Genomic DNA, 26,456 nt, shown 5'->3' on the forward strand with positions numbered 1-26,456 from the left:
CCGCCTACCGGCAGGTGCTCGAAGCGTTCCCCGAGGGCCGGGTCGTGGTGCGGGTGCTGGACGCCGGCGCCGACAAGCCGCTGGACTTCCTCACGCCGGGTGACGAGCCGAATCCGGCGCTCGGCGTGCGGGGTCTGCGGACGCTGCTCGACCACCCGGACGTGCTGCGTACACAGCTGACCGCGCTGGCGAAGGCTGCGGAGGGACTGCCCGTCTACCTCGAGGTCATGGCGCCGATGGTGGCGGACCGGGCCGATGCCAAGGCGTTCGCGGACGCGTGCCGCGAGGCCGGGCTGCGGGCGAAGTTCGGCGCGATGGTGGAGATCCCGTCGGCGGCGCTGCGGGCGCGCTCGGTGCTCCAGGAGGTCGAGTTCCTGTCGCTGGGGACGAACGACCTCGCGCAGTACACCTTCGCCGCCGACCGCCAGGTCGGTGCGGTGTCCCGGCTGCAGGACCCGTGGCAGCCGGCGCTGCTCGACCTGGTCGCGCTGTCCGCCGAGGCGGCGAAGGCCGAGGGCAAGAGCTGCGGTGTCTGCGGTGAGGCCGCCTCGGATCCGCTGCTGGCGTGTGTGCTGACCGGTCTGGGTGTCACCTCCCTCTCCATGGGTGCGGCGTCGCTGCCGTACGTCCGGGCGACCCTGGCCAAGTTCACGCTGGCCCAGTGCGAGCGTGCGGCGGCGGCCGCCCGTGCCGCGGAGAGCGCCGAGGAGGCGCGGAACGCCGCACAGGCGGTGCTGTCCGGCGAGTAGGTGCCGGGTGCTGCTGTCGCCGTGATGGCTGTGGTGCGGGGCGTTCCACCCTTCGGGTGGGGCGCCCCGCTCTCGTTCAGTGGTGGTGTCCCGGTGGCAGGTGGTCCTCTCCGAGGTCGGGCGGCGCGCAGTAGTCCACGTTGGATTCCGGGGAGATGAGGTCGCCCGACTCGACGTCGGTGCAGTAGGCGTCGAAGACCTCACCGGCTGTGAGGGGTTCGAGGCCGTATCCCCGAAGGCGCCAGCCGTGGATGCGCTCCGGGCCGCTCGGGGGGCTGATGCGCATGACGAGGCCGCCGGGGCTGTGGGTGGCCAGGCCGAGGGCGAGGACGCTGGTGAATTCCCGTACCTCGGTCTCGTCGATGTGGGGCGTGCCGTCGGTCTCCTCGTCGGCGAGGAGGACGGAGACGAGGGTTTCCGCCGGGTGCCCCGAGACGCTGCAGACCAGGTGTCGGTTGCCGGGCGGCGCTGTTTCGAGGACGCGGTGCAGAAGGCGGGAGGCTCGGGCGAAGGCCGCCCGGCCGAGATCCTCCCCGCAGGTGGCGCAGCTGCCGAGACGGGCGAGCAGGCCGGCCGTGTACTCCCAGGTGGCCTGGCGGACGGCTTCGTCGACGAGGGCGGGGAGCAGGTCGGCGAGGGACTGGCCCTCGTAGCGCACGGTGGGGCCGTGGGCGGCGAGTTCGGCGGTGTACCGGGAGCGGCTGGCGGGTGCGTCGGCGTCGAGGCCCGCCGCCGTGCAGTAGTCCGCGTACTCCTCCGGGTCGAAGAGCGCGATCGTGGTGTGGGTGCCCTGTGCCGCCCGTGCCCTGAGCAGGGCTTCCACCTGGCGGAGGTAGGCGGCGTGGTCGTGGAAGGTGAAACTGCGGTAGCGCCGCATGGCGCGGAAGTCGTGTTCGTCGGTGAGCAGGCCGATGGTGCCCGCGATTTCGCGGCGCAGGACGCGTCGCATGGTGTGTTCGCTCTGGTCGGTGTGCGCCATGTTTCCCCCTGTGCACGGTCGATCAATGCTCACTCACAGTAATCGGGAGCACTGACAACGGCGTCGGGCGGGCGCGGCCGGCCGGTCGTCGCTGGGGCGGCCGGCCGGTTGGTGTGCTGGTCAGGGGCGCTTGCGGGCGAGGTTCTCGTAGAAGTGGAGCAGGTCGAGGTTGTCGATGGAGCCGGCGTTGACGGCCTTGTCCAGGGGGGTGCCCTGGAGGAGCCGCTTGACCGGGACCTCGATGCGTTTGCCGGTCAGGGTGTGTGGGATGCCGGGCACGTCGATGACCTCGTCGGGCACGTGGCGCGGGGAGAGCTGGGTGCGGATGGTCTGTTTGACGCGGTCCAGGAGGGCCTCGTCGAGGGTGGCTCCGGGTGCCAGGTGGACGAACAGGGGCATCCAGTAGCCGCCGTCGGGCTGTTCGATGCCGATGACGAGGGATTCCTTGATCTCGGGGAGTCGCTCGACGGCTTCGTAGATGTCGGCGGAGCCCATGCGGACGCCCTGCCGGTTGAGGGTGGAGTCGGAGCGGCCGTGGATGACGACGGAGCCGCGCGAGGTGAGGGTGATCCAGTCGCCGTGCCGCCAGACGCCGGGGTAGGTGTCGAAGTAGCTGTCGTGGTAGCGGCTGCCGTCGGGGTCGTTCCAGAAGCGGATCGGCATCGAGGGCATGGGGTTGGTGACGACCAGCTCGCCGACCTCGTCGGTGAGGGGGTCGCCGTTCGGGTCCCATGCCTGGAGGTCGGTGCCGAGGCCGGGGGCCTGGAGTTCGCCGATGTGGACCGGGAGGGTGGGGACGGCGCCGGCGAAGCAGGAGCACACGTCGGTGCCGCCGCTGACGGAGGCGATCCACAGGTCCGCCCCGCTGTCGGCGAACTCGTCGTGCAGCCAGCGGAAGCCGTCGGGCGGGAGGGGGGAGCCGGTGGTGGCGACGCACTGGATCGCGGAGAGGTCCAGCTCGCGGGCCGGGTGGACGTCGGCCTTGCGGCAGGCCATGACGTAGGCGGCGGAGGTGCCGAAGAGGGTGGCGCCGGTGCGTTCGGCGATGCGCCACTGGGCGTCCGTGGCGGGGAAGCCGGGGCTGCCGTCGTAGAGGACGATCGTGGTGCCGGTGAGCAGGCCGGAGACGAGGAAGTTCCACATCATCCAGCCGGTCGAGGTGTACCAGAAGAAGCGGTCCTCGGGGCCGAGGTCGCAGTGCAGGCCGAGCTGTTTGAGGTGCTCGACGAGGATGCCGCCCTGGGACTGGACGATGGCCTTGGGCAGTCCGGTGGTGCCGGAGGAGTAGAGCACCCACAGGGGGTGGTCGAAGGGCACCTGCTCGAACACGGGTTCCGTGTCGGCGGCCGTCAGGGTTCCCCATTCCAGGGCGCCTTCCGGGGCGGCGGTGCCGAGGAGCGGGATGTGGATCACCGCGCGGAGGGTGGGCAGTTCCCGGCGCAGTTCGGCGACGGTGTCGCGGCGGTCGTGTTCCTTTCCGCCGTAGCGGTAGCCGTCGACGGTGAAGAGGACGACGGGTTCGACCTGCTGGAAGCGGTCCAGGACGCTGCGGGCGCCGAAGTCGGGCGCGCAGGAGGTCCAGACGCCGCCCACGGCGGCGGTGGCGAGGAGGGCGACCACGGCCTGGGGGATGTTGGGGAGGTAGCCGCTGACGCGGTCGCCGGGGCGTACGCCGAGGGCACGCAGTTCGGCGGCGAGGGAGCCGACCTGGCGACGCAGCTCGGCCCAGGTGACGGGGGCCGGGTCGTGGGTCTCGTCGACGTACAGGAGGGCGGGTTCGTCCGGGCGGGTGCCGGCCGCGCGCAGGGCGTGTTCGGCGTAGTTCAGCGTGGCGCCGGGGAACCACTGGGCGCCGGGCATGGTCCGGTCGCCGAGCACGCGCGCGTAGGGGGTCGAGAACCGGACGTCGAACCACTCCGTGACGGCTTTCCAGAAGGTGTCCAGTTCGTCGACGGACCACTGGTGCAGCGCGGGGTACCCGCCTTCGGCGGGGGCTCCGTGGTGCTCGGCCGCCCAGGTCTGGAACCTGGTGATCCGCGCCCTCGCGATGCGCTGCGGTTCTGGCTGCCAGAGCGGCTGGGGGTTCACGGTCGACATGGGGCGGCTCCCGGACTGTGCGCTTCGTGTGCGTCCTGCGCGCACGGGCTGGGGTGTGCGCGTGACGCGGCTGACAGGGACGATGCCATGTGATCGACTTCCGCACCAGGGCGCTCCCCACATAGTCGCTGACATGAAGATGTGGTCCGGTCACGGGTGAACGGCAGTTGAACGACGCCCCTGCGCGCGGTGGTCGATGGCAGGGTGAGCGGCATGGACGGTCGTGACCTGGTGCGTTTGATGAGAACGGTCGGTTCCGCGGGGGTGGCCCAGGGGATGCGTACCGTACGGGCGGCGTGGCGCGGGCGGCGTGCCGATGCCGCCGGGCTGCGGCCGCGGGGCGCGGAGCGGGCGCGGGTGCCGGGTCAGGTGCGCGAGGCGCGGCCCGGGCCCGGGGGCGGTGTCGTCCGCTTCTCTCGCTCGGAGTTGCGTGTGCTCGTCGCGATGAACGGAGCCGTGTTCTGGGGCTGGGACGGGGCCGGGCCGCAGCCGTCGTACGCGTTGGCGGACCGGTGTCCGGAGCCGGATCCGCGGGCTGTACTGGAGCCGGACAAGGACGGCGGCTGGCGGGTGGTGGCGGAGCGGGCGACGGTGGCCGTGTCGCGGCACGGTGCGGTCGAGGTCCGGACGCCGGGAGGTGTGGTCCTGCGCCGCGAGCTGCCGCCCCGCTGGTGGGAGCCGGTCGACGGGGGTCCGGCGCGCTGGACGCTGCGGTCGGAGGTGGCGGCGGACGCCCGGTTCTTCGGGCTCGGCGGGCGGACGGCCGGCCCCCGGCTGCCGGACGGCACGTACCGGTTGTGGAACACCCTCCCGGGCCCGCGCTCCACGGGCGGTGCGGGCGCGTCGTCCGTCACGATGCCGGTGCAGATGGTGGTGGCGGACGCGGGGACGCACCTGGCCTTCCACGACAACGCGTGGGACGGCACGGTGGCCCTGCGGGAGGGCGAGGAGGGGGCGGGGTCGGGGCACGACCGGCCGGGGCGGAGTGTGCTGCGGATGGAGGGCGGGCCGTTGCGGTGCTGGGTGCTGGTGGGCACGCCCGCGCGCGTGCTGCTGACCTGGGCGTCGCTGACGGGGCCGCCCGCGCTGCCGCCGGCGTGGGCGCTCGGGCATCATCACGTGCGGTCGGGCTCCGGTGACGAGCAGGACATACGTCGGGTCGTCACCGGCCACCAGGAGCGTGATCTGCCGCTCGACGCGGTGCACCTCGGGGTCGGCCATGCCGACGCCCGGCGGGTCTTCACCGTCGACGAGGAGCGGTTCCCCAAGTTGCCCGTGCTCGCCGACGAGCTGCGCAGGGAAGGCGTCCGGCTGGTGTCGGTCGTCGAGCCGGCGGTTCAGGCCGAGCCCGGCGGCACCGTGTACGACGGCGGGACGCGTGAGGACGTGTTCGTGCGGGGCGCCGACGGGGCGGTGGTCCGAGGTGTGGGGCGGCCCGGCGACGCGGTCTTTCCGGACTTCACGCACGCGCGGGCGCGCGCTTGGTGGGGCGGGCACTACGAGGAGCGGCTCGGGCGGGGCTTCGCCGGGTTCTGGCACGACCTCGACGGGCCCGTGTCGTTCGCCGCGTTCGGCGAGTCGACGCTGCCCCGGTCGGCCCGGCACTCCCTGGAGGGTGGGGGCGGCGATCACAGGCAGGCGCACAACGTCTACGCGTTGTGCATGGCGCGGGCCGGGTACGAGGGGCTGCGGACGCTGGCACCCGACGAGCGGCCGTTCGTCCTCTCACGGTGCGGGTGGGCCGGCACGCAGCGCTACGGCGGCACGTGGTCCGGCGATGTGGCGGCGGGCTGGCCGGGGCTGCGGGAGTCGCTGGCGCTGGTGATGGGGCTCGGGCTGTGCGGGGTGCCGCACTCGGGGCCCGATGTGGCCGGGTACGAGGGGCGTCCTTCGCCGGAGCTGTATCTGCGGTGGTTGCAGCTGGCCGCCTACCTGCCGCTGCTGCGCACCCACGCGGGGCCGGGGGCAGGGGGTCGGGAGCCGTGGGGGTTCGGCACCGAAGTGCTGGGGCACGCGCGCGTGGCGCTTGTCGAACGGCGGCGGTTGCTGCCGTACTTCGTGACGCTGTCGCATCTGGCTCGGCGTACGGGGGCGCCGTACGTGCGCCCGCTGTGGTGGTCGGCGCCGGAGGACCGGGCGCTGCGGGAGTGCGAGGACGCATTTCTGCTGGGCGACTGCCTGCTGGTGGCCCCGGTGTTCCGGCCCGGGGTGGGCCGGCGTGCGGTGCGGTTGCCGCGGGGACGCTGGTACGACGTGGCGACGGAGCGGGCGTACGAGGGGCCCGCGCGGGTTGTCGTCGACACTCCTTTGGCGCGGATCGCGGTTTTCGCGCGCGCGGGAGCGGTGATTCCGGTGCGCGGGGTGGACGGCACGGCGGAACTCGAGGTGTGGGCGCCCGCGCGGGGACGGACCGGCGGTGGGCTGGTCGTGCCGGACGCGGGCGACGGTTGGGTGGATCCGGAGATCGAACGGTACGTGTCCCGCTGGGAGGATCGGCGGGTGGTCGTGGAGCGGGTGGGCGAGGGCGGGCCGGGCGAGCCGTCCCGCCCGGTCCGCGTCCGTGGGTTCGTGGAGCGCCCGGCTCAGATGTAGCGGCCCTCGAAGAAGGCGCGTACGGCCCGGGTGTGCAGGGCGAAGGCGAGCTCCTCCGATCCGCGCAGCAGGTGCCATCCCTCGGTCTCGTCCGTCGCGGCGGACGGCGGGAGTCCCTCGGCCGGCCGCTCGGGCAGCAGCCCGAAGAGCAGCAGGTGACCGTCGGCCGAGCTCATGGCGTCGGCCAGCCGTACGTCGCGGCTCGCCGCGTCGATGCCCGTCTCCTCCCCGAGTTCGCGGACGACGGCCTGCCGCCAGTCCTCCCGGTCGTCGACGTAGCCGCCGGGCAGGGCGACTCCCCCGCGCGCGGGGGCCACGGTACGGGTGACGACGACCAGGGCGGTGCCCTGCGTGTCGTACACGGGCTGGAGGGCCACCGCGACCGGCAGGGGGTTGCGGTAGGCCGCGGTGCCGCACGCGGGGCAGGTGCGGGGCCAGCCGGAGACGCCCTCTCCGTAGGGCGATCCGCAGCTCGAACAGTGGGATCCCGGCGCGGAGTTGGGAAGGGAGGTTTCGGTTTCGGACACGCGGCGGACTGTATCCGATCATGGAGGGGGCGGCTCCGGCAGGCCGGTCAGCGGCGTCCTGCGAGCGACTTGGCGGAGACCGGGAAGTCGAAGTAGGTGTCCGGGTAGGGCTCGGGCTTGTACGTGAAGTGCCACCACTCCTCGGGGAGGTTCACCAGGCCGACGGCCTCCAGGGTGTTCTTCAGCAGCATCCGGTTGGCATGCCGAGCGCCCTGGATGCGGGGGTCGAGGGTGTGTGAGCGGGTGTCGAAGCAGTCGTAGCCGGTCCCCATGTCGACGGAGTTGTCGGGGAAGCGCTCGTCCTGCGGCGCGAAGCAGGACTTCAGGGGCTGTCCGGGGTGGTACGGACGGGTGGGCTTCGCCGGGAGCCTCACGATGGTCAGGTCCATGGTCGAACCGCGGCTGTGGCCGGACTTCTCCGCGATGTAGCCGTCGGCGAACAGCCGGGTCTTGTCCACGTCCGGATAGAACTCGGCCTTCATGGCCTGGTCGTCGAGGTCCTCGGCCCAGCGGACGAAGTGGTCGACGGCGCGCTGGGGCCGGTAGCAGTCGTACACCTTGAGGGAGTAGCCCTCGCGCAGCAGCCGGGTCTGGGCGAGGTGCAGGGCTTCGGCGGCGGGCCGGGTGAGGATGCACAGGGGCTGCCGGTAGCCGTCGACGCGTTCGCCGACGAAGTTGTGGGCCGTGGCGTAGCGCATCTCCTCGATGATCGTCGGGTCGACGCTTCTCAGGGCCACGAAGTCCTGCGGTGCCCTCGGTTCGGGCCGTGCCTGGGCGGTGGCCGGGACGGCCGTGACGGCGAGTACGGCGGCGAAGGCGGTGACCAGACCGCGGAGGCTGGTGGAGATTGGTGTCATGTCCCCTGCATCTATCAGGGTTCGGTTCGGCGGGGGAAGGGGCCGGGCGTGTTCAGGTCGTGACGGGCCGGCGGCGGTCCGCCGCCTGGGCCATCGCGTGCTGGACGACACCGATGAGGACCTCCTTGACGGACTCCCGGTCCCGGGCGTCGCACATCACCAGGGGGACGCCGGCATCGAGATCGAGGGCCTGGCGGACGGTCTCGGCCGGGTAGCGGGCCGATCCCTCGAAGCGGTTGACGCCCACCACGAACGGGATGGAGCGCCGCTCGAAGTAGTCGACGGCGGCGAAGCAGTCCTCGAGGCGCCGCGTGTCGGCGAGCACGACGGCACCCAGCGCGCCCTCGGACAGTTCGTCCCACATGAACCAGAACCGTTCCTGGCCGGGCGTACCGAAGAGGTACAGCACGAGATCCTCGCGCAGCGTGATCCGTCCGAAGTCCATGGCCACCGTGGTGGTGTGCTTGCCCTCGACGCCGCTGACGTCGTCGACGGGCCGCCCGGCCTCGGTGAGCAGTTCCTCGGTGCGCAGCGGCCTGATCTCGCTGACCGCGCCGACGAGGGTGGTCTTGCCCACCCCGAAGCCGCCGGCCACCAGGATCTTCAGTGTGACGGGCTCGACCGGCGGCTTGCCGCGCTGAGAACGCCCGAAGATCATCGATCTCTTCTCCTTAACGTGCCGCCCGACGCGGCCGGGGGCCGGTTCACAGTGCCCTCAGTCCGTTGATCACGTCGCGCAGGATGTTCTCGTCCGGCAGTTCGGCCGGGGGTACGGGCCGGTTGACGTGGACGAGTTCGATGTCCACGAGGTCGCCGACCAGGACGCGCACGACCCCGACGGGGAGGTCCAGTTCGGCGGCGAGTTCGGCGACGGACTGCGGGGTGTCCCGGCACAGGCCGACGATGTCGACGTGCTCCGGGGAGAGGGTGACGTCCGCCTCCGGGTCGTCCGCGTGGGGCTCCGTGACGACCACCGCGATCAGATCGAGGCGGTGCTGGGCCGCGCTGGTGGTGCGGCCGCGTGTCATGGCGTACGGACGGACGACGGGGCCGGCCTCGTCGTCGAACCAGTGGTTTCTTCCCTGACCGTCTGCGCTCATGTCATCCCACTTACCCGCCCGAGGGCAGATCGGTGCGCGGAGCGGTGCCCAGGTGCACGCCGACCCGCTTCACGAGGAGGGTCATCTCGTACGCGACCTGCCCGACGTCCGAGTCGGCGTCCGACAGGACGGCCAGGCAGCTGCCGTCGCCGGCGGCGGTGACGAAGAGGAAGGCGTCGTCGAGTTCGACGACCGTCTGCCGGACGCTGCCCGCCTCGAAGTGCCGGCCCACGCCCTTGGCGAGGCTGTGGAATCCGGACGCCACGGCGGCCAGGTGTTCACTGTCCTCCCTGGTCAGGTCCTTGGACGCGCCCGTCGCCAGGCCGTCGCCGGACAGGACGACGGCCTTGTGGATGCTCGCGACACGGTCCACCAGGTCGTCGAGGAGCCAGTTCAGCTCCCCGGACTTGGTCGCGCTGTGGCCGGTCGTCTTCGGTGCGGTCATCGACCGTCCCCCTTGTTCGTTCCTCGTGGTGCTGATGGTGCTGATGGTGCTGTGCCGTCGGGGTCGTCGTCGCTCACGGCGTTCTCCTCGCGGCCGCGCTGCCAGCCGCGCTGGAGCGACGCCATGCGGCTGCGCACTTCCTCGGCGTCGCGGTCGGCGGGGTCGGAGCGGTCCTCGGTGGCGGGGTCGGGGCTCTGCCTGAGCTGAGGGGCGAGGCTGGCCTGGCGTACGCGCCGGGGCAGCGCGCCGGCCTCGGCGTTCGCGGACGCGGCGTCCTCGCGCGCGGGGGACGCGTCCCGGCGCCGGGCGGGGAGGGACGGCAGGGCGTCGGGCTCCGTACGGTCGGCACCGCGCGTGTCGGCGTCGCGGGCTCTGTCGCCACCGCCACCGCCGCCTCCACCATCGCCATCGCCACCATCGCGGCTTTCGGCGGGAGCGTCGCCGGTGCGGGGCTCGCGGCGTCGGGCGGGCAGGGCAGGCAACTCGTCGGCACTGTCCCGGGCGGCCCGTTCGGGGACGGGGCGGCCGTGCGAGCTGACCAGCTTGGGCGTCCGGCGGCGGGGCAGCGCGACCGGTGCGTCCGCCCCGTTGCCGTCCTCGGTCGGCTCGTCGTCGCGACGGGGCGCCGGGCTTCGCCGGTCGGTGCGGCGGGCCGCCCGGTCGTCGTCGGCCGCGGCCAGTGAGCGGCGCGGCCGGAACAGGCCGCCGCGTTCGCTGTCCTGGTCGCCGAGCGAACCCGGCAGGCCGTCGAGGGCGTCCAGGTCGACGGGCGGCTCCAGTTCGACCGGCCCGTCCAGCAGCGGCGTGGCCGCCCGGTCCGGGAGCCGTGCGGGCACGTGGGAGAGGGCGGAACGGCGGTTGTCCTGCCGCTCCCTCCCCTTGGCGGGCTGGGGGCGGTCGAGGCGGAAGCCGACGCCGTTGGTGTCGGGGGCGTCGTCGGTGAGCAGCGCGTCGGGGACGAAGACGATCGCGGTGGTACCGCCGTAGGGAGAGGGCTGGAGGGAAACCCGGACGTTCTGCCGCTGGGCGAGCCGGCTGACGACGAACAGGCCGAGCCGGTCGGTGTCGGACAGCTCGAACTCGGGTGTTTCGGCCAGCCGGAGGTTGGCGTCGAGGAGGGCGTCGGCGGCCATGCCGAGGCCGCGGTCGTGGATTTCGAGGGTGAAGCCGTTGGCGACGCGCTCGCCCAGGACCTGCACGGCGGTGTGCGGGGGTGAGAAGACCGTGGCGTTCTCCAGGAGTTCGGCCACGAGATGGGTGAGGTCGGCGACCGCCGGTCCGGTGACGGCGATGCGCGGCAGCCTGCGGACCTCGATGCGCTCGTAGTCCTCGACCTCGGCGACGGCGGCGCGTACGACGTCCATGAGCTGCACGGGTTTGCGCCACTGCCGGGACGGCGCGGCGCCGGAGAGGATGACGAGGCCCTCCGCGTGCCGGCGCATGCGCGTGGTCAGGTGGTCCAGGCGGAACAGGTCGGCGAGTTCCTCGGTGTCCTCCGTCCTGCGCTCCATCGTGTCGAGCAGGGTGAGCTGCTTGTGCAGGAGTACCTGGCTGCGGCGCGCGAGGTTGACGAAGACCTCGGAGACACCGGCGCGCAGTTCGGCCTGTTTGACGGCGGCCTCCACGGCGGCCCGCTGGAGGGTGTTGAGTGCCTGGCCGACCTCGCCCATCTCGTTCTTGTCGTACTCCAGGCGCGGGACCTCGGTCTCCACGTCGACCTCTTCGCCCGCCGAAAGGCGGCGCATCACGCTGGGCAGGCGGACGCCGGACGCCTCGTGGGCCTCCAGGCGCAGTTGCTTGAGGTCGCGGATGAGGGAGCGGCCGACGCGCACGGACAGGAAGACGGAGTAGAGCAGGGCGATCAGACCCAGCGCTCCGGCGACGACCACCTTGGCGATGACGTTCGTGGCGACCGGGTCGACCCGGTCCTGGTAGCGGTCGGCAGCCTGGTCGTCGAGGTCGCCGAGTTCCTCCAGGGCACTGCCGGCGGCGGTGTCCCAGCTCTTGGCGGTGACGCCGTGCGGCGGGCCGGGCTCGGCGGAGACGGCGGCCTGTTCCGCGGATCGCAGCGGAGCGGAGGAGGCGTTCTTCCAGAAGCGCTGGTAGCGGCCGCGTTCGGCGGAGGGCAGCAACGGCAGGTTGATGTCGTACATCATGGTGCGCTGCGCCACGAGGTCGGAGACGTCGCGTATCTCGGTCCGGGTCAGCCGGCCGGTGACCAGGGCGGAGCCCAGGAGGGCGTCCTCGCGGGAGAGCAGTTCGCGGGCGCGGGAGACGTTGACGAGCGCGCGGTACTGCTTGTCCAGGCCCACGTTGTCGACGACCTCGAGGTTGGCGAGCAGTTCGTGGCAGGGGTCGACCAGGCGGTTGTAGAGGACGAGGGCCTGCGCGCGGTCCACGGTGCCGTCCCCGACGCTGCGGCGCAGGGAGCCGATGCCGTCGAGGGCGTCCAGGACGGCGGTGAGCCGTTCGTCCCCGGCCCGGCCGAGGTCGTCCCGCACGTCGGCGTCGGCGGCGTTGCGGCGGACCTCGGCGACCGCCTCGTCGGTGGCGGTGCGGCTGCGCTGCAGGGCGGCGAGTCCGTCCGAGGCGCGCGGGTCGGCGAGGTGGACGAGGGTCTGGCGGCGTTCCTGCTGGAGGACGCGGACGGTGTCCTCGACCGGGTAGCCGACCTTCTCGACCACGGTCGAGACGCTGAACAGCCGTCCCGCCTCACGCCCCGTCAGTACCGTGGCGAACGCCCAGATCGCGGTCAGGGACACCAGCGGCACGAGAAGCAGCGCCACGATCTTCCGGCGGATCGACTTCCCGCGAAAGCGCATGGCCTCCCCCAGCTCGACCCCCACCGGCGGGGGTACACATGTGCGTCAACAAACGGCGCGAGCCTACTACTGACGCACAGGTAACTCGAAGACCCGCCCGGAGGCCGAACCTCCGCCACGTGGGTGCGCGATGGTCAGTTGTCCCGTCATTACGGGAGATTGCCTCCCGGGATCCGTGGGGGGACGGGAGGGAGCCCGCCGGTCGTGACGGGCGGATTGGCCGAAATTCTTCGACTGCGCGGGATTTTCGGGAATCTTGGGGCCTGGTCGTTCGTCCTTCACTACGGGAAACGGAGGCGGAATCGGCCACAGGAGCCGCATCCCGCCCCCGGGCGGCGTAAAGCAGCGCAAGCCGGGCAGCCAGAGGGGAGCCGTGTCGTGGGACACGGACGAGTGTCTGCCGGCGGTGGGGAGTGACATGGTGATGGGCACGGCGGAGCGGCGCAGGGCGCCCGAGGAGGACCCCGCGGACGGGGCGACGGTCCGATCGGCCTCCGGAGCACGTGGTCGCGGCGTTCCCGCGGCCGGGCAGGACACGCCGGCACGTGAACACGCGGCGGACGAGGGGCGGGAGAGGCCGCACGCCCCGGCGGCGCGTGAGCGGCCGCCCGGCTACCGGCCGCTGTGGACGGAGGAGCCCGCGCGGCGCCGTCGGCTGCCGGACCCGGTGCGTACGGCCGCGGTGCGGGCGATACTCGTCGTCGCCGTGACGTTGATCATGGCGATGGTCGCCTTCCTGAGCACGCTGGCCGAGTCGTGGCTGGCGTTCCCGATGGTGGTCGGCAGTGTGGCGGGCACGGTGGTGGCCACCTGGGGCGTGCTGGACGTCTGGGTGACGCGCCAGGTGTGGAACCAGCGGCACGGTGTGGTCTCTGCGCCGAGCAGCACGGCGCGGGCCATGCGGCGCGAGCGTCGCCGGGCCAGGCGGCAGGCGCGGTCCGCGGAGCGCGGCCAGGAGCGGATACGCAGGCAGGGCGGCGCGGGCCGGCTGTCGCACTCCTGAGCGGACTCCGGCCGCCGCTCGGCGGCCCGGCGCTCAATCGCGGCGAGGCGGGGCACCCGCTCGGGCCCCGCCGCCGCCCGGCTCCTCTGACCAAGCCCGGCTTTCCACCGGGCTTCCCTCCCGGCGTCGGTCAGGCGGGCGTCTGGGCGGGCCGCTTGTACATACGGGTCGCTGTGATCTCGCTGTGCACCGCGTCGCCCTCCCCCTCGGCGCCCGGCGTCGGCTGGGGCAGTCCCGGCCTCAGGTGCTCCTCCACGCTGATGTACTTCAGTCCGGCCCTGAGGTCGGCGTCGTTGCGCAGCCGGATGACCAGCGGGAACTCGGCCAGGGCGGTCGTGTCGAACAGGCCCGTGGTGTACAGGAGCTGGACCCCGAGCGCGTCCGAGACGGCTCGCTGCAGCTCCAGCAGGTAGGTGGCGTTGGCACGGCCGATGGGGTTGTCGAGGAACAGCGTGCCGGCGTGGCGGTGCCGGTCACGGCCCCGGTCGTTGCTGCGCAGCGCCGCCATCGTGCAGTACAGGGCGATGGCGGCGGTGAGCAGCTGGCCGCCGGAGAAGACGTCGCCCATCTGTCCGACGGGGACGCGTTCGGCGCGCAGTACGGCGTCGGGCTTGAGGATCTCGACGGCGACGCCCTTGGGCTGCAGGGCGGCGGCCACACCCCGCAGCAGGAGGGACATGCCGTCGCGGCGCAGGTCGGAGTTCTTCTTCACGGCCGCGCGGGTGGCCTCGTCGACGACCTCGCCGAGCCGCTCGGTGAGGGTGGCCTGGTCGGGCTCCTCGAAGCGGATCCGCAGGAACTCCTGACCGGACCACTCGCCGAGCCCTTCCGGCAGCCGGGAGAGCCGCTGGGCGGAGCGGAGCGTGGCCAGGGCGGACTCGACCAGGCCACGCAGCCGGTCCACGATCGAGTCGCGGTTGCGCTCCAGCTGGGCCAGCTCGTCGGTGAGGACGCGCAGCCGTGGGGCGAAGGCGTCCGCCCACTTGGCGGCGTGGTCGGGCAGCGCGGCGGCGGGAAGCTCGCGGATCTGCTGGCGGGCGGGGGTGCGGACCTGCTCGTAGCGGGTGGAGTTGGCGTGCCGGACGAGTACGTCGCTCGCCTCGCGTACGGCGGCCTCGGCGGCGGACAGGTCGGCGGCGCAGCCGCGCAGCGAACGGCGGGCCTCGGCGGCGGCCCGGCGGGCCTCCTCCAGGTCCCCGGCGTACGGCTCGGACTCCTCCGGCTCCTCCTCCGGAGCGGGTTCGCGCAGCAGGTCGCGGAGCATGGCGGCGATCTCGTCGAAGCCGCCGGCCGCGTCCTCGGCGGCGCGGTGCGCGTCGAGCAGTTCGGCATGGGCCTCACGGGCCCCGGTGAGCGCATCGGTGCGGGAGGCGAGTTCGGCGGTCGCCGTGCGCAGCAGCGTCTGGGCGTGCTCGGCGTCGCGCGGAACGAGTTCGCCGGGGAGGTCGGTGTGGGTGTCGCCGTCCTCGGGCGCGTGCCGTTCGGCCTCGCCGCGCAGTCGGCCGAGCTGTTCGCTCGCGGTCGACATGCGGGTCTCCAGGAGCTGCACCAGCTCCTCGGCGCGGGCGGCGGCGGCCTGCCGGGAGGGCCCGTCGGAACCGTCGGGCGACTCCAGGAGCTGCCCGGCCCGGGTGCGGACCTTGTTGCTGAGCCGGTCCAGCTCCGCGCGGGCGGCGCTCTCGTCGCTCTCCGCACGGGCCTGTTCGGCGCGCAGGTCGGCGCCGACGCCGACCTTCTCGTACAGCTGGGAGGCGGCGCGGTAGGCCTCGCGGAGGTCGGGCAGGGACACCCTGACGGTTCCCTTGCCGCTGCGGGGGGTGTCCCCGGTTCCGTCTCCGGTTCCGGCTTCTGTTCCGTCTCCGGTCTCGTCCTCGGGTACGTCGTCGGGGGCGCCGGCGATCTCGGAGCGTTCGGCTCGCAGTGCGCGGGCGGTGCGGCGGGCGTCGTCGGCGGCGCGCTGGGCGGCACGCCGGTCCTCGTCGGCGGCGCGGGCCCGCTCCAGACAGGCCTGGGCGCGGGCCTCGGCCTCGGCGCCCTCGTCCGCGAGTTCACGGACCCTGACCTGCCAGCCGGCGCGTTCGCGCAGCCGGAAGGCGAGTCCGGCGAGGGCGTCGGCGGCGCGGCGGGCCTTCTGCGCGGCCTCCTGCCGCTCGTCCCGCAGGTGAACGGTCTCGGCGGCGCTCTCGTCGGCATCGGCCCGTGCGGTGCGCGCCTCGGTCAGCTCGGCCTCGGCCTCCTCGGCGAAGGCGCGGGCCTCCTCGGCGGTCCGGGCCAACTCCGCCAGGCGCCCGGCGGGGCAGCCGGTGCGCCAGGAGGCAAGCCTCGCCGCCAGCTCCCGGTCCTTGCCGAGCCGGGCGGCGAGGGTGCGGATCTCCTCGTCCCGTTCTCCCGCCCGTGCGCGCAGCGCGTGCCGCTCCTCGTCGGCGGCGTGCTCGTCGTGCATCGCCGGGTTCGGCGGTACGAGGAAGACGTCGCCGGTGTCGGCCGACTCGGCGGCCGGGGTCGGTGCGAGGAGAGCGGCGGCCGTGCCGACGGCGACGGCGGAGCGCGGCAGCAGGGCGGCGTCGCCGAGGACCTCGCGGGCGCGGATGTGGGAGTCCGGGTCGGTGATGATGACGCCGTCGACCAGCTCGGGGCGGGCGGACAGCACGCGCGCGTGGTCGGCGGGGTCGACGGCCTGGGCCAGGTATCGCCAGCCGGGCAGGGCCGGGATGCCGTGTTCGCCGAGGAACTCGACCGTGGCCAGCACGTCCGGTCCCGGGGGCAGCAGTCCGCCGTCGCCGAGCGCGCCGAGGATGCGGGAGTCGTCGGCCGCGGCGGTGCGCAGTTCGAACAGTTGGCGTTCTGCGGCGGAGACGGTGTCTTCGAGCAGTTCGCGCAGTTCGTCGGCGAAGCGGTCGAGTTCTTCGGGGGTCAGCGCGCCGTCCGGGGTCCTGGGGGCGGCGGTCCGGTCGTCCCGGTCCGTGTCCCGGCGGGGCTGGGGGATGCCGGGGCGGGTCTCGGCGGCCAGGCCGAGCAGGTCGGCGAGCCGTTCCTCCGCGGCCAGTGCCTCGGCGGTGCGCCGCTCGCCCTCGTGGGCGCGCTCGGCAGCGGTCGCCGCGTCCGCCGCGCGGGCGGCGGTCAGTTCGGCGCGGCTCTCGGCGGCGGCGGCCTCACGGGCGTGTTCGGTGGCCCGGCGGGCGGCCTCACGAGCGGTGTCCCAGGCGGCGACGGTCGTCTTCTCGGCGTCGCTGGCCGCGAGGGCGGCGCGGGCCGGGTCGGCGTCGGGCGCGCTGTCGTCCAGCCAGCCCACGCGGACGGCCTCGGCGGTCTCCTGCTCGACCTCGGTGAGGCGCTGGCGCAGGTGACCGGCCTCGCTGCGGGCCCGCTGCGCCTCGGTGGCGGCGCCGGTGGAGTCCCGGTGGGCGGCCTCGCTGACCTCCTGGAGGGCGGCGGACCTCTCCTCCTCCTCGTTGGCGTGGTGCTCGGCCTTCCCGGCGGCCGCGTGCAGAGCACGGACGAGGGCGACGGCGGCCTTGGCGCGGGCGGCGAGCGCGGGGGCCGCGTCCCGTTCGGCCTCCTGGATGGCGGCGGACACGCGGGTGACGCGGTCGGACGCGGCGCGGTGGCGCAGGACGGCCTCGGCGGCCTGCCAGGCGGCGTGCAGGGTGCGGGCGTCGGCCAGTTCGCGCTTCTGCGCGGCGGCCGACTTCTCGGCGCCGGTCAGGGCCAGCGAGGCGTGCCGGTAGGCGAGTTCGGCGGCGATGAGGCCGCTGCGGTCACGGGCGGACTCGGCGTGGGTGACGGCGTACGCGGCGGCCGTGACCCGCTGGGCGAGATCGCCCGCGCGGACCCGCTCCCGGGCACCGCGGGCGGAGAGCCGGCGGGCGAGGTTCCTGGTGCGGCGTTCGGCGGCGGTGTGGATGTCCCGCGCGCGGGTGCGCGCCTCGGCGGCCTCGACGATCTGGCCCAGGAGGTCCACGGACCCGGCGGTGAAGTCGCGTTCGGCGATCAGCTCGGCGCGGCGGCCCAGCTTGTTGCCGAAGCCGCCGACGAGGTCGGCGAGTCCGTCGGTGTCGCGGGTGTCGGTGACGGCCCGCAGCAGCAGGTCGGTGAAGTCGGAGTCCTTCTTGACCGCGAAGAGTCCGGCGGCCTCGCCCTCGTCGGCGTTCATCTCGCGCTGGTAGCGGAAGAGTTCCGGGTCGAGGCCGAGGTCGCCGAGGTGCTCGATCCAGCGGTCGTGGATCTCCTCCCAGTGCACCTCCAGATGCGGGTAGCCCTTGCCGGCCTCCGTCAGCGCGTCCCGGAATCCCTTCATGGTGCGCCGCCTGCCCTGTGCGCCGGAGGCGCCCTCGACGGGCGGGCGTACGGCGGTGGCCTCGGCGACCGGCAGGTTGTCCAGGGTCAGTCCGGGACCGGGTCGGAAGGAGTACCAGGCCTCGGCGAACTTGCGCGGGTCGCCGGAGACCTGCCGCCCGCGCCACTCGCTGACCTTGCCGACGACGACGCACTCGCCGGTCTGCACGTGCTGCCACTCCAGCGCCACGTGCCCGCAGTCGTCGGCGAGCAGGAACTTGCGCAGCACGCCGGAGCTGGCGCCGCCCAGGGTGTTGCGGTGGCCCGGCAGCATCACCGAGAAGATCAGCTTGAGCAGCACGGACTTGCCGCCGCCGTTCTCCAGGAACAGCACTCCGGCGGGTGCGGGCCGACGCGGTGGGCCGACCGGTTCCTCCTCGAAGAACTCCGCCTGCGTGGGCGCGGGGTCGGGCACGGGCTCGCCCACACCGCGCAGGTCAAGCACGGTGTCGGCGTAGCGTGCACCGGCGGGTCCGATGGAGTAGAGGCGGACCCGGGACAGCTCGTACATGGCGGACTCTCGTAAGTCTTCGGGAAGTCGGGGACGTTCGGGTTCGGGGTTCGGGGCGGGCGTCAGGAGGAGTGGAAGGGGAGGCCCGCGTCGGCGACCAGGTCCAGGTCGTCCGTCTCCTCGGCGGGCAGCAGGGTGGCGGTGCCGTCGGTGACCGGGACGACGCCCAGGTCGAGCAGCTCGGCCAGGGCGGCGCTGCCCGCCATGTCGCGCACCTGGAGCTGGTAGCGGGCCGTCGTGCGGTAGGTGCCGCCGTTGTCGTCGCCGGTGCGCTGGAGGAAGCCGGACTCGGTGAGGAACGCGGCGGCCTTGCCGACGATGCCGGTGGTGGAGCCGGGGAGTCTGCGCGCGTCCTTGGTGGCGCCGGTCGCGCTGCGCCGCACCCAGATCCGCCAGGCGGCCTCCAGGCCCGGTGCATCGGTGGCCGGGTCGGTGTTCTCGCCCTGCTGCTCGGCCCGTTCCTCCAGTCTCCGGCAGGCCTGGCGGACGAAGGCGTCCACGCCGTTGACCGTGACGCGGCCGATGTAGCCGTCGTCGGCGAGGTCCTCGGGGCGCGGGTAGGCCATGGCGGCCACGGCGAGGTGGGCGAGGCCGTGCAGGAAGCGGTCGCCGGAGTCGGTGGCGGCGCGACGCGCGTAGTCGCCCATGCGGACGGCGAACACCGAGTCCTCGGCGGCGGTCACGGCCATCCCCGCGCGCGGGGACACCTCCAGGACGATCAGCCCGAGGCCGGCTGCCACGGCGTCGGCGAGCCGTGCGAAGGGCGGGTCCTCCCGGTAGCGGCGGAGCAGGTCGGCGTACTCCTGGTCGCGGGCGGGCAGCAGCTTGGGCTGGAGGCCGAAGGCGACGAGCCGCGCCGCGTCGGCGGCGTCGGCGGGCGTGACGGCCGCGGTGGCCGGCGCGGCGCCCGCCCCGGGTTCGCTCCGGTCGACGTGGTCGGTCACGGTCGGTTCTCCTCGAGGTGCTGTGGCGCGAAGTCGTGCTGCGGCGCGAGGCCGGGGTGGCGGGTGAGGGGGCGCGGGCCGGTCATGCCGCCTCCGTCCGGTCGGCGGCCATCCCCGCCGCGTCCAGCAGTGCCGTGCCGACGATGAGGTCGGCGCCGCCGAACCCGGGGTCGTCCAGCTCGGTGCCGTCGTCCACGGCGAAGAGCAGCTTCGGCTCGCCCTGGCGGTAGGCGGTGCCGACCGGAGGGCTGGCCGCGTGGACGGCGAGCAGGGCGACGAGATAGGGCAGTTCGGCGTCACGGGCGCGGGCGTCGGCGAGCAGCCCCGACAGCCGGCGCGGGGCATCGTGCGGCAGGTCTAGCAGCTCCATGGCGGCGGCGAGCTGCTCCTCGCTGAAACGGCTGTCGTCCGGGGTGGCGATCAGGTCGGGCTCCGGCATCTCGGCGCCCAGGTGCTCCCGTTCGACCGGCGGGGTCAGGAGAATGTCGACGAGGTCGCCGACCCGGACGGAGACGGGGGTGCGCAGCCCGGTGCCGCGGGCGAAGAAGGCGTCGGTGACGCGGAGCGCCTGTTCCAGGGGCAGTGGGAGCACGGGGGCCACGAGGTGGCCGTACAGGTCGAGGCCGGAGGTCGTCAGGGGGGTGGCGAAGGCCTGCCGGTCCTGTTCGGCGCGGAAGAGCGGGCCGGCTTCCAGGAGGCGGGACTGGAGCTGGGTGTGGCGGCGGATGCAGTCCTTGACGATGTCGACCAGTTCGGCGGCGCGGCGCTTGTGCTCGGCGTCCTCGGTCTCGTCGCGGGCCTTGCGGATGTTGGTGAGGATCGCGTTCTCGTGCCGGTACCGGTCGGCGACGTGGTCCAGGGCTTCGGCGATCATGTCGGGGACGGCGCTGAGCCAGTCCACCGCGCGCACGTTGCGCCGGGTGGCGTCCAGGGCGCGGCGCAGGGTCTCGGAGTACTGCACGGTCCGGTACCGGGCCTGTTCGGCGGCGAGCTGGGCGTCGGCGAGGCGGCCGCGGTTGATCAGCACCTCGAGTTTGACCTCGGCGGCGATCTGGGCGCTGGTGACGTCGGTGTCCAGGGCGCCGACGAGGACGTTGACGGCCTCGTCGGTGGTGCGCAGGTAGACGGTGCCGCCGGGACCGGGCACCTCTTCGAGCAGCTTGAAGTCGTAGTCGCGGCGCACGTAGGTGCCGTCCGGTCCGAAGGTGCCGTACACCGCGCGGAAGCCGCGGTCGACGCTGCCGACGTTGATCAGGTTCTCCAGGACCCAGCGGGCCACCCGCTCGTGCTCGGCGGCGGGGCGGCGCGGGGCCTGGGCGGCGACGCGGGGGATCAGTCTGGCCACTATCTGGTCGTGGTCGGCGCCGGTGTCGAAGTCCATGTTCAGCGTGACGAGGTCGATGGCGGCGAGGGCGACTTCGGCCATGCCGTAGACCGAGTACTCACCCGCGAGGTTGGCCTTGCGGGCATCGAGGTCGTGCAGCGGCGCCGTGCAGGCGAGCGCGCGCAGCCGCCGCGCCAGTCCCTCGTCGGCGGCCGGGCCCGGGGCGGGGCGCGGCCCCGCGCTGAGCTGGGGCGGAACGCTGTCCGTCGATGCAGGCGAAGTCACGGTGCACAGACTAGGTCCTCGGTCTGACATCGGCCCAAACGACGCAGACGGGCCCCTCGGCGACACGGTGGCCGGCCGCCGTGCGGCCCTGGCCTACCCCTCGTCCCCGACCCGCCGCAGGTAGACCTCCACGACGCGTTCGAGCGAGTCGTCGAGGTAGACCGCGAGCAGTCGCGCCGCCGCTTCCCGCTCGCCGTTCTCCAGAGTCGCGAGGAGCTCCGCGTTCCGTGCGATGTAGGGCTCGTGCAGGCGCCGGGGATCGTCCACGACGTGGAAGGCGAGGCGCAGTTCGGCGAAGACGCTGCGCATCAGTTCGTCGGTGCGTTCACTGCCGGCCAGGGCGACCAGTTCCCGGTGGAAGTGGATGTTGGCCGTGCCCACGGTTTTCCAGTCACCTTCGCGAGCCGCCCGCCGCCCCTCGTCGACGGCCTCGGAGAGACCGTCCAGCGTGTACGGCGGGTCGCCGAGGCCCCGGACGACGGCGCACTCGACGAGAGAGCGGGTCCGGTAGATGTCCTCGACGTCCTCGACGGTGAGCACCCGCACGAAGACGCCGCGGTTCAGTTCGTGGACGAGCAGGCGTTCGTGCGTGAGCAGCCGGAACGACTCGCGCAGGGTGTTGCGGGAGACGCCGAGCGCGCCACCGATGCTGTCCTCCGACAAACGGGTCCCCGGTGGGAAGTAGCCCTCGGCGATCCGGCTCCTGAGGATGTCCGAGACGCGCTCCGCGGTACTGGTCCGCCCGAGGAGGGCGCGGTCGTCGGCCAGTCCCGTCAACTGCTCTGCCATGCCCGGAATTCAATCGCAGATATCAGAACGAAACAACAGGGGTATTGAGGGATCGTTCAACGATCCCCTACGGTGCCACCAAGCGCCACTCGCCGTACCGCTCGACGTACCGCTTGGCGTTCCGCTCGACCAGCACCCTCCGTCCTCCCACTGCGAGGTGCACCATGAGCACTCCCCCTCCCCCTCAGGCCCCGACCGCCGGTGCCCCTCCGTCGGGCGCGGGTGAACACCCCGCGAACGACGGTCCGTTCGGCTGGCTGCGGGCTCTCGGTCCGCGAGGCCGCCGCGCCTTCGGCGGCGCGTTCGGCGGTTACGCCCTCGACTCGTACGACTACTTCACCCTGCCGCTGACCATGGTCGCGCTGGCCGCCTACTTCGGTCTGGACAGCGGCCAGACCGGCTTGCTGACGACGGTGACCCTGGTCGTCTCGGCGATCGGCGGCGCCCTCGCGGGTGTCCTGGCGGACCGGATCGGCCGGGTCAAGGCACTGCTGCTCACCGTGATCACCTACGCCGTGTTCACCGTGGCCTGCGGCTTCGCGCCCAACTACGAGACGCTGCTCGTCTTCCGCGCCCTTCAGGGTCTCGGCTTCGGCGGCGAGTGGGCGGTCGGCGCCGTCCTGGTCGCCGAGTACGCGAGCGCCAGGCACCGGGGGCGCACGCTCGGCGCGGTCCAGAGCTCCTGGGCCGTGGGCTGGGCCCTCGCGGTGGTCGTGTACACGCTGGTGTTCTCACTGGTCGGCGACGATCTGGCCTGGCGTGTCATGTTCTGGACGGGCGCGCTCCCGGCGCTGCTCGTGGTGTGGGTGCGGCGCAGCGTGCACGACGCGCCCAGGGCCGCCGAGGCCCGTGAGAAGGGTGCGGGCAAGGGCTCGTTCGCCGCGATCTTCGAGCCGGGCACGGCGGACTCACCGGGCCTGTTGCGCGTCACGCTCTTCGCGAGCCTGCTCTCCACCGGGGTCCAGGGCGGCTACTACACCCTGGCCACCTGGGTGCCGACGTATCTCAAGGACGAGCGCGACCTGTCGGTCGTCGGCACCGGCGGTTACCTGACGTTCCTCATCTCGGGCGCGTTCCTCGGCTACCTCACCGGCGGTCATCTCACCGATCTGCTGGGCCGCAGGCGCAACATCTGGCTCTTCGCGCTGCTGTCGGCGGTCTGCATCCTGGCGTACGCGAACATCCCGAGCGGCGCCGACGCCCTGCTCCTGGTGCTCGGTTTCCCGCTCGGCTTCTGCATGTCGGCGATCTTCAGCGGATTCGGTTCGTATCTGAGCGAGCTGTACCCGACGGCGGTACGGGGCGCGGGCCAGGGGTTCACGTACAACACCGGACGCGCCGTGGGCGCCGTCTTCCCGACCACGGTCGGCTTCCTCGCCGACAGCTGGGGCGTGGGCGGCGCGCTGGTCTTCGGCGCCATCGGCTACGGCATCGCGGCGCTGGCTCTGCTGTGGCTGCCGGAGACGCGCGGAAGGGAACTGGCATGAACCACCTGAACCACCCGATGCACATGAATCCCCCGCGGCACTCGACCGGGGACCGGCCACTCGCCCTCGTCGACGAGCACGCGCACGCGTGGAGCCCGAAAGCGGCCCGTTCCCGATTCCGGGAGGGCCTGACCGGACCCACGGCAGGCGTCGCGGCCGACCACACCCAGGCCAACCTGATCTCGGTGCCCGCCGACTGGGCGTACGACATGCTGCTGTTCTGCACCCGCAACCCGCAGCCCTGCCCGGTGCTCGACGTCACGGACGCCGGGTCCTGGACCACGGTGCTCGCCGACGGCGCGGACCTGCGCACCGATCTGCCGCGCTACCGGGTGTGGCGGGACGGCGAGCTGGTGGACGAGCCGACGGACGTGCGGGCGCGCTGGCGGGACGACCTGGTGACGTTCCTGCTCGGCTGCAGCTTCACCTTCGAGTGGGCGCTCGCTGCGGCGGGCGTCCCGATCCGCCATGTCGAGCAGGGCCGCAACGTCCCGATGTACGTCACCTCGCGCGAGTGCCGTCCGGCCGGGCGGTTGCACGGGCCGATGGTGGTGTCGATGCGTCCCGTGCCGCCCGCGCACCTGTCGGCGGCGATCCGCGAGAGCGGGCTGCTCCCGGCGGTGCACGGCAGTCCGGTGCACTGCGGCGATCCGTCGGCACTGGGCATCGACGACCTCGACCGGCCGGACTTCGGCGACGCGGTGGAGCGCGAGCCGGACGACATCCCCGTCTTCTGGGCCTGCGGTGTGACCCCGCAGGCGGCGGTCATGGCCTCGCGGCCGCCTTTCGCCCTCACCCACGCGCCGGGCCAGATGTTCCTCACCGACGCCCGTGACGAGCAGTACCGCGTGGGGTGATCCCGGGTGCCGGCGCCGGCGGCTCACCGACGACGAGGGGCTGCCGGGTGTGCGAACCGGTGACCGAGCGGAACGTGCCGATCGGCGCGCGGGTTCCGTACCGCGTTCGGCCCGCCGTCGCCGGTGGGCGCCGTCTCCGGCGCCGCAGGTCCGCCGCGCGGGCGGCGCACACCCCGCGGCGGGCGGGGCGCTGTCGGCCGGGCCGGGACGTTGCGGCGGGCCGACACAAAACGGAGGCCCCCGACCGGCACTCCGCGGGCCGCGGGCACGGGCGGCCCGCCCGCGGCCCTCACACCGCGGGGGCGTCCGGGCCGAAGCGGCTGCGTACCGCCGTCTGGACCTCGTCCTCCTCGGCCGGGTCGGCGGCGAGCCTGCGCAGCCGTTCGACGACGCGGTTGTCGCCGGTCTCGGCATGGCGCGCGGCGACCTCGCGGGTGGTCTCCTCGCAGTCCCACAGGCACTCGATGGCGAAGCCGGCCGCGAAGGACGGATCGGTGGCGGCCAGTGCGCGGGCGGCCCGCCCGCGCAGGTGGGAGGAGGCGGTTTCGCGGTAGATGTGGCGCAGTACGGGGGCGGCGCAGGCGATACCGAGCCGTCCGGTGCCGTCCACGAGGGTCCACAGGGTCGGCGCGTCGGGGCCTTCGCCGCGCACCGCCTCCCGGAGTGCGGCGAGGACGAGGTCCCGGTCCTGCGCGGCGCCCCGGCAGGCGAGCACCCGTCCGGCGGCGGCGCCCAGGGCGTCGGGACGGTGCGTCCAGCCGCGCGCGCGGTCGACGGCGGCGACGCTGCGCATGCGTTCGTAGGCGGCCACGGCGGCCTCGACGACGGGCACCGAGCCGGTGGCCACGGCGCCCTCGACCAGGTCGAGAACCTCCGGATCGTTACTGTCCGCGAGATAGCGCAGGGCGGTGCAGCGGGCGCCCTCGGTGCCGGACCGGGCGGCCTCGACGATCTCGGGGCGGTCCTCGGGACCGGCGACGGCGGTGAGGCAGCGGGCGGCCGGCACATGGAGCGGGGTGCCGCGCTCGACGCCCTGCTCGGCCCACTCGAACACGGCCCGCACGCTCCAGCCCGGACGCGGTCCGGTGGAGTTCATCTGGCGCTGCCAGCGGTCGAAGCAGCCCGTTTCCTGGGCGGCACGCACGCGGGTGGCGATCGATGCGCGGGGGTCGTCGGCCCACAGACGCCAGGGCCGGGGTTCGAAGGCGTCGCGCACGGCGACGGCCAGCTCGGCCTCGCCCTCGGCGTCGCGCGGGAAGCGGGCCAGCACGGGCGCGGCGAGGGCCCGCAGGCCGGCGTCGTCGTCGCGCAGCGCCAGCTCGTCCAGGGCCCACGCCCAGTTGACGCCGTGGGCGGCGTACCGGCGCAGCAGCCGGAGCGCGTCCAGCCTGCCGTAGGAGGCGAGGTGACCGAGGACGGCGAGGGCCAGCCCGGTGCGCGACTCGTCGGCGTCCAGGACGTCCTCGGGGGCGAAGAGGTGGGCCTCGATCGCGTCCAGCTCGCCGTTCAGGTCGAGGTAGAGGCGGGCGTAGTAGAGGGAGCGGTTCTCGACCTGCCAGTCGTGGCGCGGATCGTGGAGCACACAGTGGTTCAGAGCCGCGAGCGCTTCGGCGCGCGGAGCGGTGAGCGCGTGCAGCGTGCCGTCGCCGCGACCCCGCTGAAGCAGGCCGAGCAGCGTACCGCTGGGCGCTATGACCGGATCGAACATGGGAAACAGCCTCACATCAAGCGTCGACGCAACCGGGGAGCACGCGTTACCTGGCCGTGCGCCAACACGTCGGAGCGCCCGCCGTCTCTTGCTTGCTGAAGACCATGTTCCTCTGCCTCTCGTCGGTGGCCCTTGCGGGCCGTGTCACGGCCCGCGCGGTGCGGCAACATCTGCCCAGCCATCACGTCCGTGAACCACGTCGTCATGATGGCCCGGCGGTCACATCTGCCGCGACCGAAATTTCGGCGGCCCTGTACCGCCTCCCCCGTTTTCAGTGTTTTACCTGGTCAGAAAATGTGGAGCTCCCCGGAAGGGATCACTCCGGCATCCCGTCACCGGGTGCCGAACAGCTCCAGCAGGTCCGTCCGGGCGAACATCCGCGCCGTGTCGACGGCCGACGGTGTGCCCGCCGCGGGATCCGCGCCCGCCTCCAGAAGCGCCTTGGTCACTTCCGTCTCCCCCTTGAAGGCGGCTCCGGCGAGTGGCGTCTGACCCCGGTCGTTGACACGGTCGGCGTCGGCGCCCCGGGCCAGCAGCGCGCGCACCGCGTCGGCGTGGCCGTGGTAGGCGGCGAGCATCACGAGGGAGTCGCCGCGGTCGTTGGTGAGGTCGGCCGGAACGCCGGCGTCCACGTAGGCCACCAGGTCCTCGGTCCGCCCCTGCCGGGCCAGATCGAAGATCTTGGTCGCCAGCTCCACGACCTCGGGGTCGGGGGCTTCACTCATCGGCCGGACCACCTCTCACTTGCGAATCACTTGGGAACGTTGCGAACACGTCGCGCGCCTCCGGCATCTCGGGACGATCCGGGCGCCTCGGACGGGACGAACGCTGGGGACCACGTGTGCGCACGACCGCGAGCGGTGCGGCCGTGCGAGTGAATACGCCAGGGTACTGGCTCGGAGGTCACCGGGGTCGCCATGCCCGGGGGTAAAGATCGACTCGGATCCGGGCGGGCGCAACAGGGCCGTGCAACCGGCCCAGCCGACACTCCACCACTTGGGGCAATTCAGTCGAATTTCCCCCATTTGCACCTTTTATCGTATGG

Annotated in this window: 19 protein-coding genes (1 of these 19 only partly in view); 5 read left to right on the forward strand and 14 right to left on the reverse strand. The window is 73.3% G+C overall.

Annotation, left to right across the window (positions count from 1 at the left end; genetic code table 11):
- On the forward strand, positions 1-749 hold the 3' portion of the coding sequence (ptsP, locus tag BJ961_RS23730; RefSeq protein ID WP_271414826.1) for a phosphoenolpyruvate--protein phosphotransferase. The gene continues 922 nt to the left of window position 1, outside the view; the window shows 749 of its 1,671 coding nt (coding positions 923-1,671); its start codon lies off the left edge, out of view; the stop codon is at positions 747-749.
- 76 nt (positions 750-825) lie between these two features.
- Here the strand turns inward: ptsP and BJ961_RS23735 are convergent, their stop codons facing one another.
- On the reverse strand, positions 826-1,728 hold the full coding sequence (locus tag BJ961_RS23735; RefSeq protein ID WP_271414827.1) for a thioredoxin domain-containing protein: 903 nt from the start codon (positions 1,726-1,728) through the stop codon (positions 826-828).
- Between the two features lie 120 nt (positions 1,729-1,848).
- The gene (locus tag BJ961_RS23740; protein ID WP_271414828.1) at positions 1,849-3,825 is read right to left on the reverse strand and encodes an acetoacetate--CoA ligase; all 1,977 of its coding nucleotides are present in this window, start codon (positions 3,823-3,825) and stop codon (positions 1,849-1,851) included.
- A 213-nt stretch (positions 3,826-4,038) separates the two neighbouring features.
- Here BJ961_RS23740 and BJ961_RS23745 point away from each other — a divergent pair, with 213 nt between their 5' ends.
- Positions 4,039-6,417: a glycoside hydrolase family 31 protein gene (locus tag BJ961_RS23745; protein ID WP_271414829.1), complete on the forward strand. Its 2,379-nt coding sequence runs from the start codon at positions 4,039-4,041 to the stop codon at positions 6,415-6,417.
- On the opposite strand, the gene BJ961_RS23750 is transcribed toward BJ961_RS23745, so the two are convergent.
- The 6 genes from BJ961_RS23750 to BJ961_RS23775 are packed head-to-tail and all read right to left on the reverse strand — an operon-like array spanning position 6,408 to position 12,168.
- The gene (locus BJ961_RS23750) at positions 6,408-6,944 is read right to left on the reverse strand and encodes an NUDIX domain-containing protein (protein WP_271414830.1); all 537 of its coding nucleotides are present in this window, start codon (positions 6,942-6,944) and stop codon (positions 6,408-6,410) included. The two genes, BJ961_RS23745 and BJ961_RS23750, sit on opposite strands and share 10 nt — an antisense overlap.
- A 47-nt stretch (positions 6,945-6,991) precedes the next feature.
- Positions 6,992-7,801, reverse strand: coding sequence for a M15 family metallopeptidase (locus BJ961_RS23755; RefSeq protein ID WP_271414831.1), 810 nt, complete (start codon positions 7,799-7,801; stop codon positions 6,992-6,994).
- Positions 7,802-7,853: 52 nt separating this feature from the next.
- The gene (locus tag BJ961_RS23760; RefSeq protein ID WP_271414832.1) at positions 7,854-8,459 is read right to left on the reverse strand and encodes a GTP-binding protein; all 606 of its coding nucleotides are present in this window, start codon (positions 8,457-8,459) and stop codon (positions 7,854-7,856) included.
- 46 nt (positions 8,460-8,505) lie between these two features.
- The gene (locus BJ961_RS23765; protein WP_076973432.1) at positions 8,506-8,901 is read right to left on the reverse strand and encodes a DUF742 domain-containing protein; all 396 of its coding nucleotides are present in this window, start codon (positions 8,899-8,901) and stop codon (positions 8,506-8,508) included.
- A gap of 10 nt (positions 8,902-8,911) precedes the next feature.
- Complete coding sequence (locus tag BJ961_RS23770; protein ID WP_271414833.1) at positions 8,912-9,346, reverse strand: roadblock/LC7 domain-containing protein; 435 nt, start codon at positions 9,344-9,346, stop codon at positions 8,912-8,914.
- Positions 9,343-12,168: a sensor histidine kinase gene (locus BJ961_RS23775; protein ID WP_271414834.1), complete on the reverse strand. Its 2,826-nt coding sequence runs from the start codon at positions 12,166-12,168 to the stop codon at positions 9,343-9,345. The genes BJ961_RS23770 and BJ961_RS23775 overlap by 4 nt, the downstream gene beginning before the upstream one ends.
- Before the next feature lie 418 nt (positions 12,169-12,586).
- Between BJ961_RS23775 and BJ961_RS23780 the strand changes: the two genes are divergently transcribed.
- On the forward strand, positions 12,587-13,171 hold the full coding sequence (locus BJ961_RS23780; RefSeq protein ID WP_271417150.1) for a hypothetical protein: 585 nt from the start codon (positions 12,587-12,589) through the stop codon (positions 13,169-13,171).
- Positions 13,172-13,301: 130 nt separating this feature from the next.
- On the opposite strand, the gene BJ961_RS23785 is transcribed toward BJ961_RS23780, so the two are convergent.
- The 4 genes from BJ961_RS23785 to BJ961_RS23800 all read right to left on the reverse strand — a co-directional run bounded on the left by BJ961_RS23785 (position 13,302) and on the right by BJ961_RS23800 (position 21,359).
- The gene (locus BJ961_RS23785) at positions 13,302-18,017 is read right to left on the reverse strand and encodes a hypothetical protein (protein WP_271414835.1); all 4,716 of its coding nucleotides are present in this window, start codon (positions 18,015-18,017) and stop codon (positions 13,302-13,304) included.
- A 62-nt stretch (positions 18,018-18,079) separates the two neighbouring features.
- A complete protein-coding gene (locus tag BJ961_RS23790; RefSeq protein WP_271414836.1) occupies positions 18,080-18,961 on the reverse strand; it encodes a hypothetical protein in 882 nt (293 codons plus the stop codon).
- Between the two features lie 82 nt (positions 18,962-19,043).
- Positions 19,044-20,570 (reverse strand): hypothetical protein, encoded by a 1,527-nt coding sequence (locus BJ961_RS23795; protein ID WP_271414837.1) that lies wholly within the window; start codon positions 20,568-20,570, stop codon positions 19,044-19,046.
- 93 nt (positions 20,571-20,663) lie between these two features.
- Positions 20,664-21,359, reverse strand: coding sequence for a GntR family transcriptional regulator (locus BJ961_RS23800; protein WP_271414838.1), 696 nt, complete (start codon positions 21,357-21,359; stop codon positions 20,664-20,666).
- Between the two features lie 164 nt (positions 21,360-21,523).
- Between BJ961_RS23800 and BJ961_RS23805 the strand changes: the two genes are divergently transcribed.
- Together BJ961_RS23805 and BJ961_RS23810 are read left to right on the forward strand one after the other, a co-directional pair.
- Positions 21,524-22,846 carry an MFS transporter gene (locus BJ961_RS23805; RefSeq protein ID WP_271414839.1) on the forward strand — a complete coding sequence of 441 codons (1,323 nt, stop codon included), beginning with the start codon at positions 21,524-21,526 and terminating at the stop codon, positions 22,844-22,846.
- 23 nt (positions 22,847-22,869) lie between these two features.
- Positions 22,870-23,703: a putative hydro-lyase gene (locus BJ961_RS23810; protein ID WP_271417151.1), complete on the forward strand. Its 834-nt coding sequence runs from the start codon at positions 22,870-22,872 to the stop codon at positions 23,701-23,703.
- Between the two features lie 289 nt (positions 23,704-23,992).
- On the opposite strand, the gene BJ961_RS23815 is transcribed toward BJ961_RS23810, so the two are convergent.
- Both BJ961_RS23815 and BJ961_RS23820 read right to left on the reverse strand, forming a co-directional pair.
- Positions 23,993-25,411, reverse strand: a complete 1,419-nt coding sequence (locus BJ961_RS23815; protein WP_271414840.1) for a HEAT repeat domain-containing protein — start codon at positions 25,409-25,411, stop codon at positions 23,993-23,995.
- Between the two features lie 332 nt (positions 25,412-25,743).
- Positions 25,744-26,136, reverse strand: a complete 393-nt coding sequence (locus tag BJ961_RS23820) for an ankyrin repeat domain-containing protein (protein ID WP_271414841.1) — start codon at positions 26,134-26,136, stop codon at positions 25,744-25,746.
- Between the last annotated feature and the right edge of the window lie 320 nt (positions 26,137-26,456).

The sequence above is a fragment of the Streptomyces lienomycini genome (assembly GCF_027947595.1).
GTDB classification, from domain to species: Bacteria; Actinomycetota; Actinomycetes; order Streptomycetales; family Streptomycetaceae; genus Streptomyces; species Streptomyces lienomycini.